Annotated in this window: 12 protein-coding genes; 9 read left to right on the top strand and 3 right to left on the bottom strand. The window is 44.5% G+C overall.

The features are described 5' to 3' along the window. Positions 1-134: 134 nt before the first annotated feature. Both C9991_RS12635 and C9991_RS12630 read left to right on the top strand, forming a co-directional pair. Positions 135-1,796, top strand: coding sequence for an AMP-binding protein (locus tag C9991_RS12635; RefSeq protein WP_106812894.1), 1,662 nt, complete (start codon positions 135-137; stop codon positions 1,794-1,796). A gap of 31 nt (positions 1,797-1,827) precedes the next feature. Further along, positions 1,828-3,486, top strand: a complete 1,659-nt coding sequence (locus C9991_RS12630) for an AMP-binding protein (RefSeq protein ID WP_106812893.1) — start codon at positions 1,828-1,830, stop codon at positions 3,484-3,486. Positions 3,487-3,688: 202 nt separating this feature from the next. Here the strand turns inward: C9991_RS12630 and C9991_RS12625 are convergent, their stop codons facing one another. Beyond that, positions 3,689-4,345 (bottom strand): carbohydrate-binding family 9-like protein, encoded by a 657-nt coding sequence (locus C9991_RS12625; protein ID WP_106812892.1) that lies wholly within the window; start codon positions 4,343-4,345, stop codon positions 3,689-3,691. Between the two features lie 58 nt (positions 4,346-4,403). Next, on the bottom strand, positions 4,404-5,195 hold the full coding sequence (nagB, locus tag C9991_RS12620) for a glucosamine-6-phosphate deaminase (protein WP_106812891.1): 792 nt from the start codon (positions 5,193-5,195) through the stop codon (positions 4,404-4,406). Positions 5,196-6,009: 814 nt separating this feature from the next. On the opposite strand from nagB, the gene C9991_RS12615 reads away from it, so the two are divergent. After that, positions 6,010-6,954 carry a cation diffusion facilitator family transporter gene (locus tag C9991_RS12615; RefSeq protein WP_308272678.1) on the top strand — a complete coding sequence of 315 codons (945 nt, stop codon included), beginning with the start codon at positions 6,010-6,012 and terminating at the stop codon, positions 6,952-6,954. Positions 6,955-7,224: 270 nt separating this feature from the next. Here the strand turns inward: C9991_RS12615 and C9991_RS12610 are convergent, their stop codons facing one another. Beyond that, a complete protein-coding gene (locus C9991_RS12610; RefSeq protein ID WP_106811373.1) occupies positions 7,225-8,511 on the bottom strand; it encodes an IS1380 family transposase in 1,287 nt (428 codons plus the stop codon). Between the two features lie 142 nt (positions 8,512-8,653). On the opposite strand from C9991_RS12610, the gene hflX reads away from it, so the two are divergent. The 6 genes from hflX (at position 8,654) to C9991_RS12580 (ending at position 17,613) form a co-directional block, all read left to right on the top strand. Then, entirely contained in the window at positions 8,654-9,904 is a 1,251-nt protein-coding gene (hflX, locus tag C9991_RS12605; protein ID WP_106812889.1) for a GTPase HflX, read from the top strand. Between the two features lie 22 nt (positions 9,905-9,926). Then, positions 9,927-11,780: a DUF4954 family protein gene (locus C9991_RS12600; RefSeq protein WP_106812888.1), complete on the top strand. Its 1,854-nt coding sequence runs from the start codon at positions 9,927-9,929 to the stop codon at positions 11,778-11,780. 54 nt (positions 11,781-11,834) lie between these two features. Continuing rightward, the gene (locus C9991_RS12595) at positions 11,835-14,738 is read left to right on the top strand and encodes a M16 family metallopeptidase (protein ID WP_106812887.1); all 2,904 of its coding nucleotides are present in this window, start codon (positions 11,835-11,837) and stop codon (positions 14,736-14,738) included. A 171-nt stretch (positions 14,739-14,909) separates the two neighbouring features. After that, positions 14,910-15,209 (top strand): type II toxin-antitoxin system HigB family toxin, encoded by a 300-nt coding sequence (locus C9991_RS12590; RefSeq protein ID WP_106812886.1) that lies wholly within the window; start codon positions 14,910-14,912, stop codon positions 15,207-15,209. 11 nt (positions 15,210-15,220) lie between these two features. Further along, entirely contained in the window at positions 15,221-15,583 is a 363-nt protein-coding gene (locus C9991_RS12585; protein ID WP_106812885.1) for a helix-turn-helix domain-containing protein, read from the top strand. Positions 15,584-15,963: 380 nt separating this feature from the next. Then, a complete protein-coding gene (locus C9991_RS12580) occupies positions 15,964-17,613 on the top strand; it encodes a fumarate hydratase (RefSeq protein WP_106812884.1) in 1,650 nt (549 codons plus the stop codon). Positions 17,614-17,838 lie beyond the last annotated feature (225 nt).

The raw sequence follows: 17,838 nt of genomic DNA, 5'->3' as shown, positions 1-17,838 counted from the left end.
AAATTTACAATGTGCATATGATTATATGCATAAAAAAACACAGGTTATTACACCTTAATAGAAAATACAGCACAAAACTTTTGGGAATGTGCAAATAATGCTGTATCTTTGCACAAAATTTTGAAGATTGTGCAATGGAGCAAATACCCAGTTTCAACTCATATATTGAAGAGAGTATAATTAAGTTTTGGGATAAAGACGCCTTTACCGACTACAAGGGCGCCACACTACAATTCCACGATGTAGCCCGCAAGATAGAGAAGCTACACATATTGTTCGAGAACTGCGGCGTTAAGCGAGGCGACAAGATAGCCTTGTGCGGACGCAACAGCAGCCATTGGGCAGTAGCGTTTCTCGCTACACTTACATATGGTGCAGTAGCTGTACCTGTGCAAAACGAGTTTACACCAGAACAAATTCACAACATCGTAAACCACAGCGAGTCTAAGCTGCTATTCGTTGGCGATGTGGTGAAGACACAGATAAATCCCGACGAGATGCCGGATTTGGAAGGAATAATGTATCTTCCCGACTTCTCCATCGTTGTAGCACGAACCGAACAACTCGTCTTCGCACGCGAACATCTTAACGAAATGTTTGGAAAGAGATATCCAAAGTATTTCCGTAAGGAACACGTAAAATACTACAAGGAGCAGAGCCCGGAAGAGTTGGCTATGATCAACTATACAAGTGGCACAACCGGATTCTCTAAGGGTGTTATGCTGCCTTACCGCGCATTGTGGGGCAATCTTGACCATATACTTAAAAACCTAGGTCCCAACGTCAAGTCGGGCAGCAATCTGGTAAGTATATTGCCTATGGCGCACATGTACGGACTTGCCGTAGAGTTTCTCTTCGGCTTTATCAACGGTTGCCACATCTACTTCCTCAACCGCCTGCCGTCGCCTTCGCTCATAGCAGAGGCTTTTGCCGAGGTAAAGCCACGACTCATCGTTGCCGTACCTCTTGTTATCGAGAAGATTATACGTCGCAAGGTGCTTGCCCAGGTGCAGACCAACCGCATGAAGCTGCTGCTTAACATGCCCGTGATAAGCAAAAAGATAAAGATGCACATACGCGACCGCATTATGGAAGCATTCGGCGGAAATGCCTTCGAGATTATAGTAGGCGGAGCTCCACTCAATCTTGGCATCGAACAGTTCCTCAATAGTGTGGGCGTGCCTGTAACTATAGGATATGGCACAACTGAGACAGCTCCGCTCATAACATTTGTTAACCACGACAAATACAAGATAGCATCTTGCGGACCTGTTGTGTCGCATATGGAAGTGAAGATTCTGAGCCCTGACCCGGAAAACATACCTGGCGAACTGATAACACGTGGCATGAACGTTATGCTGGGCTACTATAAGAACGAGGAAGCCACAAAGCAAGTTATTGACGAGGACGGATGGTTCCACACAGGCGACCTTGCCACTATGGCTCCAAGCGGACACATATATATAAAGGGACGTATAAAGAATATGCTGCTCGGAGCTAACGGACAGAATGTGTACCCAGAAGAAATTGAAGACAAACTGAACAACATGCCGCTCGTTGGCGAGAGCATCATCATACAACGCAACTCTAAGCTCGTTGCCCTTGTACACCCAGAAGCAGAAGACAAGGAAGACATGAACTTCGACGACGACGACATTAAGGGGATAATGGAGGAAAATCTGAAAACGCTCAACGCTCAGTTGCCGCCATTCTGCAAGATTGCTGCTATAGAGATACAGAAGCAAGAGTTTGAAAAGACGGCTAAGAAGAGCATAAAGAGATATCTTTACAAATAAAACACCTCACATCTAAAACAAACAAAAAAGAATGGAAATACCAAGTTTTAATGCTTTATTAGAGAAGAGCATAATTGACAACTGGGACAAGGACGCTCTAACCGACTTTAAAGGCGCGACATTGCAATATCACGACGTGGCTCGCAAGATAGAGAAACTGCACATAATGTTCGAAAGCAGCGGCGTTGTGAAGGGAGACAAGATTGCATTATGCGGTCGCAATAGCGCAAGTTGGGCTGTAGCTTTCCTTGCTACACTCACATACGGAGCTGTGGCCGTGCCTATACTACACGAGTTTACTGCCGACCAGATTCACAACATCGTAAACCACAGCGAGGCTAAATTGCTGTTTGTTGGTGACTATGTGGCTACTATCATCGATCAAACCAAGATGCCCGACCTTGAAGGCATCATCTACATACCCGACTACTCGCTCGTGGTATCGCGTACCGACAAGCTGACATATGCACGCGAACACCTCAACGAGATGTTTGGCAAGAAGTATCCCAAGTATTTCCGCAAGGAGCATGTGCACTATCATCACGAGCAGAGTCCTGAGGAACTGGCGCTTATCAACTATACAAGTGGCACAACCGGATTCTCTAAGGGCGTGATGATTCCTTACCGCGCATTGTGGAGCAACTACGACTTTGCCATGACGGTTATAGGAAAGAAGATAAAGAAGGGTGCCAACGTCATCAGCATCTTGCCTATGGCACACATGTATGGTATGGCGTTCGAGTTCTTGTTCGAGTTCATATATGGCTGCCACGTGTTCTATCTTACACGTGTGCCTTCGCCTGCTATCATAGCTGCAGCATTTGCCGAGGTTAAGCCTGCCATCATTATTGCCGTGCCTCTTGTTATCGAGAAGATTATACGCAAGAAGGTATTCCCAAAGATACAGAACAACCGTATGCGCTTGCTCCTCAACATGCCTATCGTAAGCAAGAAGGTTAACGAGAAGATACGCCAACAGGTGGTTAACGCATTTGGCGGCAACTTCTACGAGATTATTGTTGGCGGAGCTGCATTCAACCAGGAGGTTGAACAGTTCCTCAAGCGCATCGATTTCCCTTATACAGTAGGCTATGGTGCCACAGAGTGTGCGCCTATTATCTGCTATGCCGACTATCAGGAGTTTGTTCCCGGCTCGTGCGGCAAGCCTGTTGTGCATATGGAAGTTAAGATCGATTCGCCCGACCCAGAGAATGTTCCAGGCGAGATTCTTGCACGTGGCCTTAACGTTATGCTTGGCTACTTCAAGAACGAGGAGGCTACCGCACAGACTCTTGATGAGGATGGATGGTATCATACAGGCGACCTTGGACTTATGGATGCAGACGGAAATGTATTCATTAAGGGACGCTCTAAGAACATGCTGCTTGGCGCTTCGGGACAGAACATATATCCAGAGGAGATTGAGGACAAACTAAACTCATTGGCTATGGTTAATGAGTGTGTGGTTGTACAGCGTGGCGAAAAGCTTGTAGGCTTGGTTCATCCCGACTACGACGAGGCAGCCACAATGCGCCTCAACGATGCCGACTTGGAGAATATTATGGAGCAAAACCGTCAGGAACTAAACGCTTCGCAGCCTCCTTACTGCCGATTGGCGGCAATAGAGATTGTGCGCGAGGAGTTTGAGAAAACTCCTAAGAAGAGTATCAAGAGATACTTGTACAAATAAAGCAATACAAGTTTAGCATGTAATCTGCATTCTGTCGCGTAAAACAACAAGACAAGAAACAAGAAGATTTGACTTGCTGGTTAAATGATAACAAAAAAATGTTGCAACCTCATTTGATATATGAGATTGCAACATTTTTTTGTTTAATAAACTTTTGCTGATTCAAAAGTTTAGGAGTTATTTATAATATCAAACCTTATAATTACTCGAACATCACATTTCCAAAGAAGTCAGGACGATGGAAGTCGGGCTTTGGAATATCTATTGGGAAGAGCGAGAGGAAGTGAGGATGCGGCAACATGTCGCCACACTTGTACACATTTCCCCTTACATTCAATCCCTCGAACGACTGCAGGTCGTGGGCAAAGAAAGCTGTAGACGGAATTGCAAGACAAAGCTGCCATGTACGCTCGCCCTCGATATCTGTAAATGGAGCACGTCCCATAGAAGCCCAACGGTCTACGGTATCGAGTATGTCCTTAGTGGCACGTTTGCGGTCGTCGCGTCCCTTACCAAAACCTATGAGCAATGTGCCAGCCGCGTTGCATTCTATATTATAATAAGAACCATCGGCAACTGGCGAAAGGAAAAACTCGCAGCACGAGTCTTCCCACACATTACCATCGTCGTGCGGAGCTACGGCACGCACACACTCCTCTGTAACACGATAGTTAACAAGCAATTGCTTGCCGTTGTGTGCAACACGAACCTCCATCTTTGGCTTATAAGGATACTCGGCAGCCCAGCAATGGCTGTCAACTGTAACGAACTCAACCTGAGCCTCGTCCAACAAACAACAAATCTCAGCCGCTTCTACAGAGGCAGCTGAGATTCGTTTTATGTTTAATGCATTTTGCATATATTCTCGTTTATGAAGAATTGATTACATTGTGTTCTTCACACAAATAAAGAATTGATTAGAGGTTGTTCTTCTCGATATCCTTGAAGTAACGGTATGTTCCAACCTTGAGCTCCTCTGTAGCAGCCTCGTCAGCAACGATAATGCCATGCTGGTGGAGCTGAAGAACAGAAATTGTCCACATCTGTGTAACAGGACCCTCTACGGCAGCCTGAAGAGCGCGTGTCTTATTGTGACCATTACAAAGAATCATAACCTCACGTGCAGACATAACTGTTCCAACACCAACTGTAAGAGCAGTTGTAGGAACCTTCTTAACGTCGTTGTCGAAGAAACGAGAGTTGGCTACGATAGTGTCGGTTGTCAAAGTCTTCTGACGTGTACGTGATGTAAGCGAAGAACCCGGCTCATTGAAAGCGATATGGCCGTCAGGACCAATACCACCAATGAAAAGGTCGATACCGCCTACTTCCTCAATCATCTTCTCATAGTTAGCACACTCAGCCTCGAGATCCTCGGCGTTGCCGTTAAGGATATGGATGTTCTCCTTCGGGCAATCAACGTGGTCGAAGAAGTTCTTAGCCATAAATGAGTGGTAGCTCTCAGGATGAGACTCTGGCAAACCTACATACTCGTCCATGTTGAATGTGAGAACATTCTTGAACGATACACGACCCTCCTTGCAAGCCTCAGCCAAAGCACGGTACATACCGATAGGTGAAGAACCTGTAGGCAGACCAAGAACAAACTTGTGGTCTGGTGTAGGGTTAAACTTGTTGATACGCTCAATTACATGCTCAGCTGCCCACTTTGAGAGCTGGTCATAATCCTTTTCAATGATTAATCTCATAGTTATTATGTTTTAAAAAGTTTGCTGTTTTAAACCGAAGAACTGCTTAATGTTTTTCCATAATAAGTATACATAACATCTAATACGTAGTTTTGTATATATGTTGTAATATATATATTAAGGAGATTTTTCAGAAATGTGCTCCGACATCACGTCGGAGCACATTTTGTTTGATTGTTGTAGTAGTTGTAACTAAATAAGCAGTCATGAGTTAGTTGAAAATCGGTTTCTTTTGTCGATTTACCGCCGTTAAGCGGTCATGCTTTGTTTGTTTTATCATTGCAAAGTTAATCATTAAATCTTTAACTCCAAAGATAAATGATTAAAATCAAGTAACAATTTCACATTGTTAACTTTTCTGTAATAATTTGAAATTTATTATAATTTACATTTTTATACTAAACGGGTATATTTTCGTACAAAACACCCCCATTAGCAGATATTTTTTGTCTTTACTATCCTTTATTAACCGTCTACTTTGCCAAATTACGTACAAGCCGATTATTTATTGATTTTCAATAAGATACAAGAATACATCATTTCAAAACATCCACTTTTTTCATACTTTGATTTTACACATTTGACATCTTATATTATCTTTGCAAGCAGAAACTAAAAAAAACATAAAATACGAACATGAAACATCTTATTACACTTGCGTGTTTGTAAATACGCTCACCCCTATACGTATGCCCTAAACAATTTAAAATAAGCAATTTATTATTGCTTTTCAAAAAATATATATACTTTTGCATTGCTCATTTATAAATAAACAATATTCTATCAGGATAAAAAAATCGACATTATGAACTCTATGAACAATGTAGGCACAGACGGCTCTACTGCTTATACAGACAGTCGTCTACGCGAGCACCGTATATATAAGGTAACATTATATGGGGCAATAGTCAATGTGTTATTATGCGTTGCCAAACTCTTGGCTGGTATTTTTGGCAAGAGTTCGGCTATGATAGCCGATGGTGTGCACTCGCTTAGCGACCTTATTACCGACATCATCGTTATAGCCTTTGTGCGCATTTCAAGCAAGCCGCAAGACCGTGGACACGAATACGGACACGGCAAGTATGAGACTCTTGCCACTACCATTATCGGACTGATGCTTCTCTTCGTTGGACTTGGTATTATGTGGAACAGTCTTGCGCAGATATGGGCTTGCATCCAGGGCGAACACCTCAAGTCGCCGGGATGGATAGCTCTTTGGGCTGCAATACTGTCTATAGTTGTCAAGGAGTTTCTGTTCCAGTACACACGTCGCGCCGGACACCAACTCCACTCGCAGGCCGTAATAGCCAACGCTTGGCATCATCGTAGCGACGCCCTCTCGTCTATAGGAACTGCTATTGGTATAGGCGGAGCCTTGTTGTTGGGCGAGCACTGGACGGTTCTCGACCCTATTGCCGCCTTCATAGTCAGCTTGCTCATCATACATGCGTCAATTGACCAATTGCGCCCAAGCCTTGGCGAACTTGTGGAAAACTCGCTTCCCGAAGAGATAGAAGACGAAATACGTCGCATTATACTCAAATGCCCAGGCGTTACCGACCCACATAACTTGCGCACCAGAAAGATTGGCAACCGCAAATCTATAGATGTGCATGTGCGCATGGACGGCAACATAAGCCTAAACGAAGCACACGACAAGACCAAAGACATTGAACATCACATCAAGAACGCTATAGGTCAGGACACTTTCGTAATGATACACGTGGAGCCTATCAAGCACCCAGAATGCCAATGAAACGCCACGCAATAGGCACTTTTACTATATATAATATTGTGGATATGACGGAAATTGTATAATTTTGTAATCTAAATATTATTTCGCCATAAATAAAGATTACCTCAAATCCGCAACCTATAGGGTTTAGTGGGATTTTGCTTGCAAAGCGACAAAATTCATTTTATTGTACATATTTCTTGCACAACAGAAATGTCGCAGACACAAAATCCCCTTACCCCATAAAGCGACTTGAGGTAATACGCTGGTTTAACCAGAAAAGCATGGTCTTTAACCAAAGTCTGTCTTGAACAGGTTGGCATAAGCATTGTTGTCTGAGTAAATGTTCAATACATGCCTACGTGATGTCTTAATCCATTTCGCAGGAACAGAGATGAACTTGAAAACAAAGGTCTTGATTCTGCTGGTGGCACGCAATCCAAATTCATGGGTTTTCAATCTCTGCATAATAGCTTTGTAGAAGTTTCTGATGAGAGCTGTCATAAGCAGGAATACAGTATTCTGTGCCATGAACGATTTTGGCAATCGATTCCAGCCAAAGCCATTGTTCATGTCATCGAAGATGCGTTCCTTGCCACCACGAAGATTGTAGAATTCCACGATGTCTCTTGCACTCGACTTGTAATCGTTAGCCAGTATACATCTGTAGGTATATTCGCCTTCCCAAATGTCAAGGTCTCCATCTATTCGCCTTTGTCTCTGTATGACAAGACGATACGGTTTTCCTTTCCATTTCTCAACAAGGATAGAATTCAACTCAAACTCAATACCGTTGATTTCAACAGTTTTCCATCCAGTTAAGGCAAACATGGAATCGTAGAAAGAAGAGCATCTGTTGGCACGAATATAAAAATGCCTGCAATGAGCCTCTACCATATCTACGATTTCCTCCGAACATGAGCCGCAATCCATGCGGGCACGAGAAATATATATTTCCGAAGCCTCCAATCGCTTGAAGATTCTTTCCAAAGTTTCTTTTTGGTTGAAGCGTACGTTTGTGTTGCCGTCTCTATTTTCAATACCAACAATCATGTCGTTAATGACAGCTACGCCTGGACTATAGCCCAAGAACTTCTTGTAGGTTGGTTTTGCATCATACTTCTCTGTTTCAATGAACTGATGGTCAAAGTCAAAATCATACTCTTGACCGGATTTCAATTGACCAGTAGCAAGCAGGGCATTGACCAGTAAGCAGTTCATCTTGTCTGCAGTATTGAAATCATAGGATTTGCCAGAAGCAGACTTATAGGTGATGCTCTTAAATGTCAGTTCTTCGATAGCACGTAATATGGTGTCTGCGCTGCAAGTGCGAAGAGTTGGATGAAGAGACAAATGTTTCATCAGGTGAGTTGTAACATCCTCAATGCATGAGCCACCACAAAGATATACGCACATCAGAGAGCGTAGAATCTCGCTATATTGATAACCAAACATAGTGCATCTCAATCCCAAGGTGGAATCTATGGTTTGAGCTAAAAGAGCATCAAATTGCTCCATAATCGAAAAAATTCCCCCAAAAGGAGTGAGTTTCTCTGATTTAATTTGTATCTTTGACATGTCATATTAGAGTTTTGCTTGTCTTCTTTTCGCAACACTAAGGTAAGTGAAAATTCTGACATGGCAAAATCCTGGGTAACTTTTTGTTGCTCAGGCACTTATAAATAATGTTAAACTATAGTGTTGCGGAATTAAGGGATTAATGAAAGAATTTGTAATATCAGAAGTAAAGGCCGAAACAGCTGTTCTCGTTGGCCTTATAACCAAAGATCAGGACGAAGCCAAGACCAAGGAATATCTGGACGAACTAGAGTTTCTTGCCGATACAGCTGGTGCCGTAACCGTTAAACGATTCACACAGCGTGTGGGCGGACCAAGCCAGGTTACATACGTGGGTTCGGGTAAACTCGAGGAAATAAAACAGTATATCGAGGACGAGGAAGAGGCCGAACGCCCAGTTGGTATGGTTATATTCGACGACGAGCTTTCGGCAAAACAGATACGCAATATAGAAAAAGAACTTGGCGTCAAGATTCTCGACCGTACATCGCTTATTCTCGACATATTTGCTATGCGAGCACAAACCGCAGCCGCCAAGACTCAGGTTGAGCTGGCACAATATAGATATATGCTTCCGCGTCTGCAACGTCTATGGACTCACCTTGAGAGACAAGGTGGTGGATCTGGTAGCGGTGGTGGAAAAGGTAGTGTGGGCTTGCGTGGACCAGGTGAGACTCAGTTAGAGATGGACCGCCGTATTATCCTCAACCGCATTACATTACTAAAGCAACGCCTTGTTGAGATAGACAAGCAGAAAACCACACAACGCAAAAACCGTGGTCGCCTTATTCGCGTGGCACTTGTAGGATATACCAACGTGGGCAAGTCAACCATCATGAACCTATTATCAAAGAGCGAAGTATTTGCAGAGAACAAGCTCTTTGCCACACTTGACACTACCGTGCGCAAGGTTGTGGTAGAGAACCTGCCCTTCCTCCTTGCCGACACAGTAGGATTTATACGCAAATTGCCTACCGATTTGGTTGACTCCTTCAAGTCTACCCTCGACGAGGTGCGCGAGGCAGACCTCTTGCTGCATGTTGTAGATATTTCTCATCCCGACTTTGAGGAACAAATAAATGTAGTGGAAAACACCTTGAAGGACCTTGGATGCGCCGACAAGCCTTCCATGATTGTGTTCAACAAGATTGACAACTACACTTGGACAGAGAAAGAGGAAGACGATCTTACACCTATGACCAAGGAGAACATAACGCTCGAGGAGCTTAAGCGCACTTGGATGGCACGTCTTAACGAGGACTGCCTATTCATATCGGCTAAGGAAAAGCAAAATATCGACGAATTCCGCGACACTATTTACAAAAAGGTGCGCGAGCTGCACGTACAGAAATACCCCTACAACGATTTCCTCTACGACGTAATTGACGAGTAAAAAATATATAAAACACATTATTATGGTATACAGGAACTTGACTGACAACGAAATCTCGGTCCTGCAAAACAACAACTGCTGGGCTGAAGATTGGCAGCGAATTAAGGTGAGTGACGGATTTAAACCCAATTATTTCCATCGTGTAATGTTCTATGGCGACATTAAACTTGGTGCTGTGGAAAAAACTGTGGAGGTGAGCAAGGGCTTCTGCAAGCACTCGGGCATTGTTAATGCCACCCTACGTAATGTAAGCATTGGCGACAACTGCCTTATCGAGAACATCTCGGGCTTTATAAACAACTATGCCATTGGCTCCGACTGCATCATAACTAACGTATGCACTATGGAGACTACCGAAGGAGCAACATACGGCGAGGGCAACCTTATATCTGTACTTAACGAGGTGGGCGACGGCAACCTTATTGTGTATCATGGAATGACAAGCCAAACTGCATCGTTCATGGTCAAGCACTTCCAGAACCGACCGCTTAAGGATGCCATCCGACGCCTTATACGCGAGGAGATTCAGCGCACATCGCCTGAGACTGCAACCGTTGGCAACAACGTGAAAATTGTCAATACCAAGGAGATTACAAATACCATAATATACGACGACTGCGAGATTTCGGGAGCTGCACGCCTTAGCGACTGTACCATCATGAGCAACCCTAATGCCAATGTGTACATAGGCACAGGCGTTATATGCGAGAACTCTATCATAAGCGACGGCACATCCATCATCAACAGCGTTAAGATGCAGGATTGCTTCGTGGGCGAGACATGCAAGATTAGCAACGGATTTACGGCATCAAACAGCGTGTTCTTTGCCAACTCGTATATGTCTAACGGCGAGGCTTGCGCAGCATTCTGTGGCCCGTTCACGGCTTCACACCATAAGAGTTCGCTGCTTATAGGTGGCGAGTTCTCATTTTATAATGCTGGTTCTGCCACCAACTTCTCCAACCATGCCTATAAGATGGGACCTATGCACTACGGCACACTTGAGCGTGGATCGAAGACTGCAAGTGGAGCCTACATACTTATGCCTGCCAACATAGGCGCCTTCTCGGTGTGCTTTGGCAAGCTGATGTATCATCCAGACACACGCTCGCTGCCTTTCTCTTATCTCATAGCCTACAACGACACCATGTATCTGGTGCCTGGACGCAACCTAACAACCGTAGGTCTATACCGCGACATTCGCAAGTGGCCTAAGCGCGACATGCGACCAGCTGGAGCTAAGAAGAGTATTGTCAACTTCGACTGGCTGTCGCCTTTTACCGTCGGAGAGATTTTGAGAGGAAAGAAAATTCTTGAAGACTTGCGCGAGGCTTCGGGCGAGGATGTTTCTACATACAACTATCACGAGTATGTTATCAAAAACTCTTCGCTACGCAAGGGCATAAAATACTACGACATTGCCCTACGCATATATATGGGAGCTGTGCTAAAGCGCCACGCTCCTGTTGAACCTACTACTGAGATTGGCACAGGTGGATGGACCGACCTCTCGGGTCTGCTTATGCCCGAATCTGAAGAACAGCGTCTTATAGACGACATCCTTTCTGGCGAAATAGAGACTACACAGCAGCTTACTGAGCGCTTTGAGGAAATACACAACAACTATTCGGAGTATCGTTGGGCTTGGTCCTATCGCATGATTCTCGACTATTATGGATTCGATACTCTTACCGAGGAGAATGTGGAACGTGTAAAGCAAGACTACATCACGGCTCGCCGTGCATGGATAGCCGAAATTAAGAAGGATGCCACCAAAGAGTATCGACTGGGCGATGTGGACGAGGAGGTGTTCACAAGCTTTATCGAACAACTCGACAAGGAGGTTGACTTTGAGAACCAGAAGCTATATATGTAGCACGTCATATGCAAGTGAACCCTCTCTAAGAATATAATCAAAAACAACAGAATAATGAAGTTCAAACCGTTAATCATTTCAGCCTTCCTTACATTAGGATTTGGCTTGCAAGCCTCGGCTTATAGCTACGAGACTGTTAAGGGCGACCCAAGCCAGACACGTATCTATACTCTGCCCAACGGACTGAAGGTTTATCTATCGGTCAACAAGGAGAAGCCACGTATCCAGACCTATATAGCTGTACGCACAGGATCGCGCAACGACCCTGCCGAAACAACAGGTCTTGCCCACTATCTTGAGCATCTTATGTTCAAGGGCACTCATACCTTCGGCACTTCCGACTATGATAAGGAGAAGCCTTACCTGGACGACATCGAGCGCCGATACGAGCACTACCGCACAGTAACCGACCCTGCCGTACGCCGACAGCTATATCACGAAATCGACTCGGTATCGCAGATAGCAGCACGCTATTTTATTCCTAACGAGTACGATAAGCTTATGTCGTCTATCGGAGCCAATGGTACCAACGCCTACACCAGCAATGACGTTACATGTTATGTTGAGAACATTCCTTCGAACGAGGTTGACAATTGGGCACGCATTCAGGGCGACCGCTTCCAGAATATGGTTATACGTGGATTCCATACCGAGCTCGAGGCTGTGTACGAGGAATTCAACATCTCGCTTACTAACGACACCCGCAAGGAGTTTGCCGCAATTGGCAAGATGCTCTTCCCTACTCACCCGTATGGCACACAGACAACTATCGGTACTCAGGACCATCTTAAGAACCCTTCTATCACCAACATCAAGAACTACTTTAAGCACTACTATGTGCCCAACAATGTGGCTATATGTATGGCTGGTGATTTTGATCCCGATAAGGTTATAGCCACCATAGACCGCTATTTTGGATCGTGGAAGAAGAGTGATAATGTTGTTTATCCACAGTTCCCAGTTCAGAAGGACCTTACATCTCCTGTAAGCGCAACAGTTATAGGCAAAGAAGCCGAGAACATTATGATGGCTTGGAAGATGAGTGGTGCTGCTGAGTTGCAGAACGATACACTTTCTGTTATATCTCAAATCCTAAGCAACGGCAAGGCTGGTTTGTTCGATATCAACATCAACCAACCTATGCGTTGTCAGGGTGCGCAGGCATTCAACTACGACATGCGCGACTACTCGCAGTTTATTGTCATTGGAATGCCTAATGAGGGTCAGTCGCTCGACGATGTAAAGAACCTTATACTTGCCGAGATAGAGAAGCTGAAGAATGGTGAGTTTAGCGACAAGCTTCTGCCTGCTATCATCAACAATATGAAGCTCGACCATCTGCACGCGCTTGATGATAATGAAAGTCGTGCCGATGCATTTGTCAACGCATTTATTAATGGACGCGACTGGCAGGTGGAGGTACAGAAATACGACCGTCTTGCCGGTATTACCAAGCAGCAGATTGTTGATTTTGCACGTCGTCACTTTACTGATGGATACGCAATTGTGTACAAGAAGCAGGGCGAGGATGCGTCGCAGAAGAAGATTGACAAGCCTGCCATTACAGCTATTCCTACCAACCGCGATATGCAAAGCGCATTTGTCAAGGAGGTAAAGGAATCGAAAGTGGAGCCTATACAGCCCCGCTTCCTCGACTTCAACAATGATTTTGCCCAGCTTAAGACCAAACGCGGACTGCCTGTATACTATATACAGAACAAGCAGAACCAGCTGTTCGACCTTAACTACTACTTCGAGTTTGGCGAAGAGTCGAACAAGTGGCTACCGTTTGCTAAGAACTACTTCGACTATCTTGGTACCGACAAGCTTTCGGCTCAGGAGGTTCAGGAGCGTTTCTACGGTTTGGCATGCAACTACGGTATATTTGTTGGCACCAACACCTTGCGCATCAACCTTAATGGCTTGGGCGAGAACATGACCGAGGCTATGAAACTTATGGAGCAGGTTATCAACAACGCCAAGGTTGACAACGATGCCTTCAAGAAGTATGTTGAGCAGGAGCTTAAGTCGCGCCGCGACAACAAGCTTAGCCAGAAGTCTAACTTCCGTGCTCTGCAAGCATATGGCCAGTACGGAGCCTATAATCCTGTGCGCAACATGCCCGACAGCGCCGAGCTTGTATCTGTAAACCCACAGAAGCTTATTGATATGGTGGCCGACCTTAAGAACTACAAGCATAGCGTGTTGTATTATGGTCCGCTTGCCGAGAAGCAGCTCATAGCAACCATCGACAAGAACCACGCCATTGCCAAGAAACTTAAGGATGTGCCTGCTGGCAAGCCTTACACCAAAGAACAAACGCCAAAGAACGAGATATGGATTGCGCCGTATGATGCCAAGAACATATATATGATTCAGTATCACAACGAGAACCAGATGTGGAATCCTGAGGATGAGGCTAAGGTTCAGGTATTCAACGAGTACTTTGGTGGCGGTATGAATGGTGTGGTATTCCAAGAGCTTCGCGAGAGTCGCGGCTTAGCCTATAGCGCATATGCCGACTTCTCTACACCAGTACGCAAGAATGACTCAAACTATGCATATACTTATATCATCTCGCAGAACGACAAGATGATGGACTGCATACACGTGTTCAACAATATTCTTGACACTCTGCCGCAGACACCAGCCGCATTCGAGCTTGCCAAGCAAGCCACTATGAAGCGCATAGCATCTCAGCGCATCACCAAGACAGGCATTATCTACTCGTACCTCTCTGCCAAGCAGCGTGGCATCGACTATGATATTCGCCGTAAGGTATATGCAACTCTGCCTTCGCTCACACTTGAGGATATAGTTAAGTTTGAGCACGACAACATGGCAAAGAAGCCTTGGCGCTACCTTATCCTTGGCGACGAGAAGAACCTCGACATCAAGTCGCTCGAAAAGATTGCACCTATCAAACGTGTATCTACAGACGAAATATTTGGATACTAACAAGCAAGTAGTGCATATAATAATTATGCCTTTCATCGTCCCCTTCACTTTATAAGGTAGAGTGAGGGGGACGATTTTATTATACACAATACTGAAATACAATATTTTCACAAGGAATACTTGTACAATTCAAGTTTTTACTATATATTTGCAACATAGAACATACATACTATGCGAATTATATCTCACCGAAAACTCCGAGACATCTATGAGTCAAAAGGGAGAGAAGACTCCAAAATAGCTTTAGAAAGATGGTATCAAATAGCAGAGGAAGCCGAATGGAAAAACTTTTCAGACATAAGGGTAGATTTTCCTAATGCTGATTATGTTGGCAACCAACACTATGTATTCAACATCAAAGGCAATAACTACCGACTAATAGTCGTCATCAAATTTACAATTAACCGTATATTTATTCGCTTTGTTGGCACTCATAAAGAATACGACAAGATTGACTGTTCAAATATATAAAACAATAGAGTATGGATAATATAACAAAAGAACAATACGAGTTCGCACTAAACCGAATAGAAGAACTCCTGCCGTTGGTTACTGACGAAACTCCTACCAACGACAAATATGCTATTGAACTAACTTTAATGTCAGACATAGTTGAAGAATACGAAAAGAAATACTACCCTATCGGCAAACCTTCAGTAGCAGAACTAATTGAAGATTCGCTTGAAGAAAAGAAGATGTCGCAAAAACAATTAGCAACAGAAATAGGTATAAGTCCTTCACGTATTAACGACTACATTAGTGGACGAGCAGAACCAACACTCAAAATTGCCCGTCTTCTATGTCGAGCACTTAATATTACACCTGCTGCAATGATGCAGTTTTAATAATCCTATATCTCCTACAACATTTTGTTTTTAAGTGACAATCTGCCATTTTAAAGACAAACGCAGTATAACTCATTGAGTATCAGCAGTATTATAGGCTGACACATTGCTTTCAATAAAGGGCAATATGTCAGCCTATATACAATATTAGGGGCGAGAAGGGACAGCTGAGATGGCACCTTTTGCCAGCAATCTGACAGTCATATTAAACACTTATTATCAACGTATTACGCCACCAAGACAGATAAGATGGCAGATTATCACTTAAAAACAAAATCTTTATTCAACAATAATAAAGTCAACAATTATTTTGCATTGTCTTCAATGTTTAGTAACTTTGTGGCACAGAATTATCAATCATTTCTAAACCAAATAACATTATGGCATCTACACCAGATTTCAAGTATGCTCCTATGTTCCAGTTGGGCAAGGACACTACTGAGTATCGTCTGCTTAGCAAAGAAGGCGTAAGCACCGGTGAGTTTGAAGGCAAGACTATCCTTAAGGTTTCTAAGGAAGCTCTTACATTACTTGCACAGCAAGCTTTCCATGACGTTGAGTTTATGCTCCGTCGTGAACACAACCTTCAGGTGGCTAAAATCCTCTCTGACCCTGAGGCTTCAGAGAACGACAAGTATGTGGCATTGCAGTTCCTTCGCAACGCCGAGACTGCATGCAAGGGTATCCTTCCTTTCTGCCAGGACACTGGTACAGCTATTATACATGGCGAGAAGGGACAGCGCGTATGGACCGACTTCGAGGACGAGGAGGCTTTGTCGCGTGGCGTATACAACACATTCACCGAAGACAATCTGCGCTACTCGCAGAACGCTCCTCTCAACATGTACGACGAGGTTAACACACGCTGCAACCTACCTGCACAGATTGACATTGAGGCTGTCGAGGGCGACGAATATCGCTTTGTAATGGTTGCCAAGGGTGGTGGCTCGGCCAACAAGACATACTTCTACCCAATGACCAAGGCTACTATCCAGAACGAGGGCACTCTGTTGCCATTCCTCGTTGAAAAGATGAAGAGCCTCGGTACAGCAGCTTGTCCTCCTTACCACATCGCTTTCGTTATCGGCGGTACTTCGGCCGAGAAGAACCTCTTGACCGTTAAAATCGCTTCTATCAAGTATTACGACGCTCTGCCTACTACTGGCGATGAGACTGGACGTGCTTTCCGCGACATCGATCTCGAGGAGAAGTTGCTTAAGGAGGCTCATAAGATTGGCTTGGGAGCACAGTTTGGCGGCAAGTATCTTGCTCACGACATCCGCGTAATACGCTTGCCACGCCACGGAGCAAGCTGCCCAATAGGTATGGGTGTTAGCTGCTCGGCCGACCGCAATATCAAGGCTAAGATTACTAAGGACGGTATCTTCTTGGAGAAGATGGACTCTAATCCTTCTGAACTTATTCCTGAGGAGCTTCGTCGTCCAGGCGAGGGCACAAAGGGCATCGAGATTGACCTCGACAAGGGCATCGACGCTGTACGTGCAGAGCTGTCTAAGTATCCTGTAAGCACACGCGTAAACCTCAAGGGTACCATCATCGTGGCTCGCGATATTGCTCACGCCAAGCTTAAGGCTCGTCTTGACGCTGGCGAGGAAATGCCTGCCTACTTCAAGAATCATCCTATACTCTATGCTGGACCTGCCAAGACTCCAGAGGGTTATCCTTGCGGATCAATGGGCCCGACAACTGCCAACCGTATGGACCCGTACGTAGACGAGTTCCAGGATCATGGTGCTTCGCTTGTGATGATTGCCAAGGGCAACCGTTCGCAGGTGGTAACAGACGCTTGCAAGAAGCATGGCGGCTTCTATCTCGGCACTATCGGTGGTGTGGCTGCCGTTCTGTCGAAGAGCTCTATCAAGAGTATCGAGTGTGTAGAATATCCTGAACTGGGTATGGAGGCTATCTGGAAGATCACAGTTGAAGACTTCCCTGCATTCATCCTCGTTGATGACAAGGGCAACGATTTCTTCCAGCAACTCAAGCCTTGGTGCCCTAACTGCAAGTAACGTATATACAACTTTGCCAAATAGTATATACTAAATCACAAAGTAGTATATACTAAATGGCAAAGTAATATATATTAAAAGTCAAAGTAATACAATATACTTGGCAAAGTAATACAATATACTTGGCAAAGTAATACAATATACTTGGCAAAGTAATATATATTAAATGGCTAAGTATATATATTAAACAATAAAACCCAAGGCGATGTGCCTTGGGTTCTTTAT

This window comes from Prevotella merdae, from assembly GCF_900290275.1.
GTDB lineage: Bacteria > Bacteroidota > Bacteroidia > Bacteroidales > Bacteroidaceae > Prevotella > Prevotella merdae.
The sequence above is the reverse complement of the archived record's forward strand: the minus strand, read 5'-3'. Positions and strand labels throughout refer to the sequence as shown.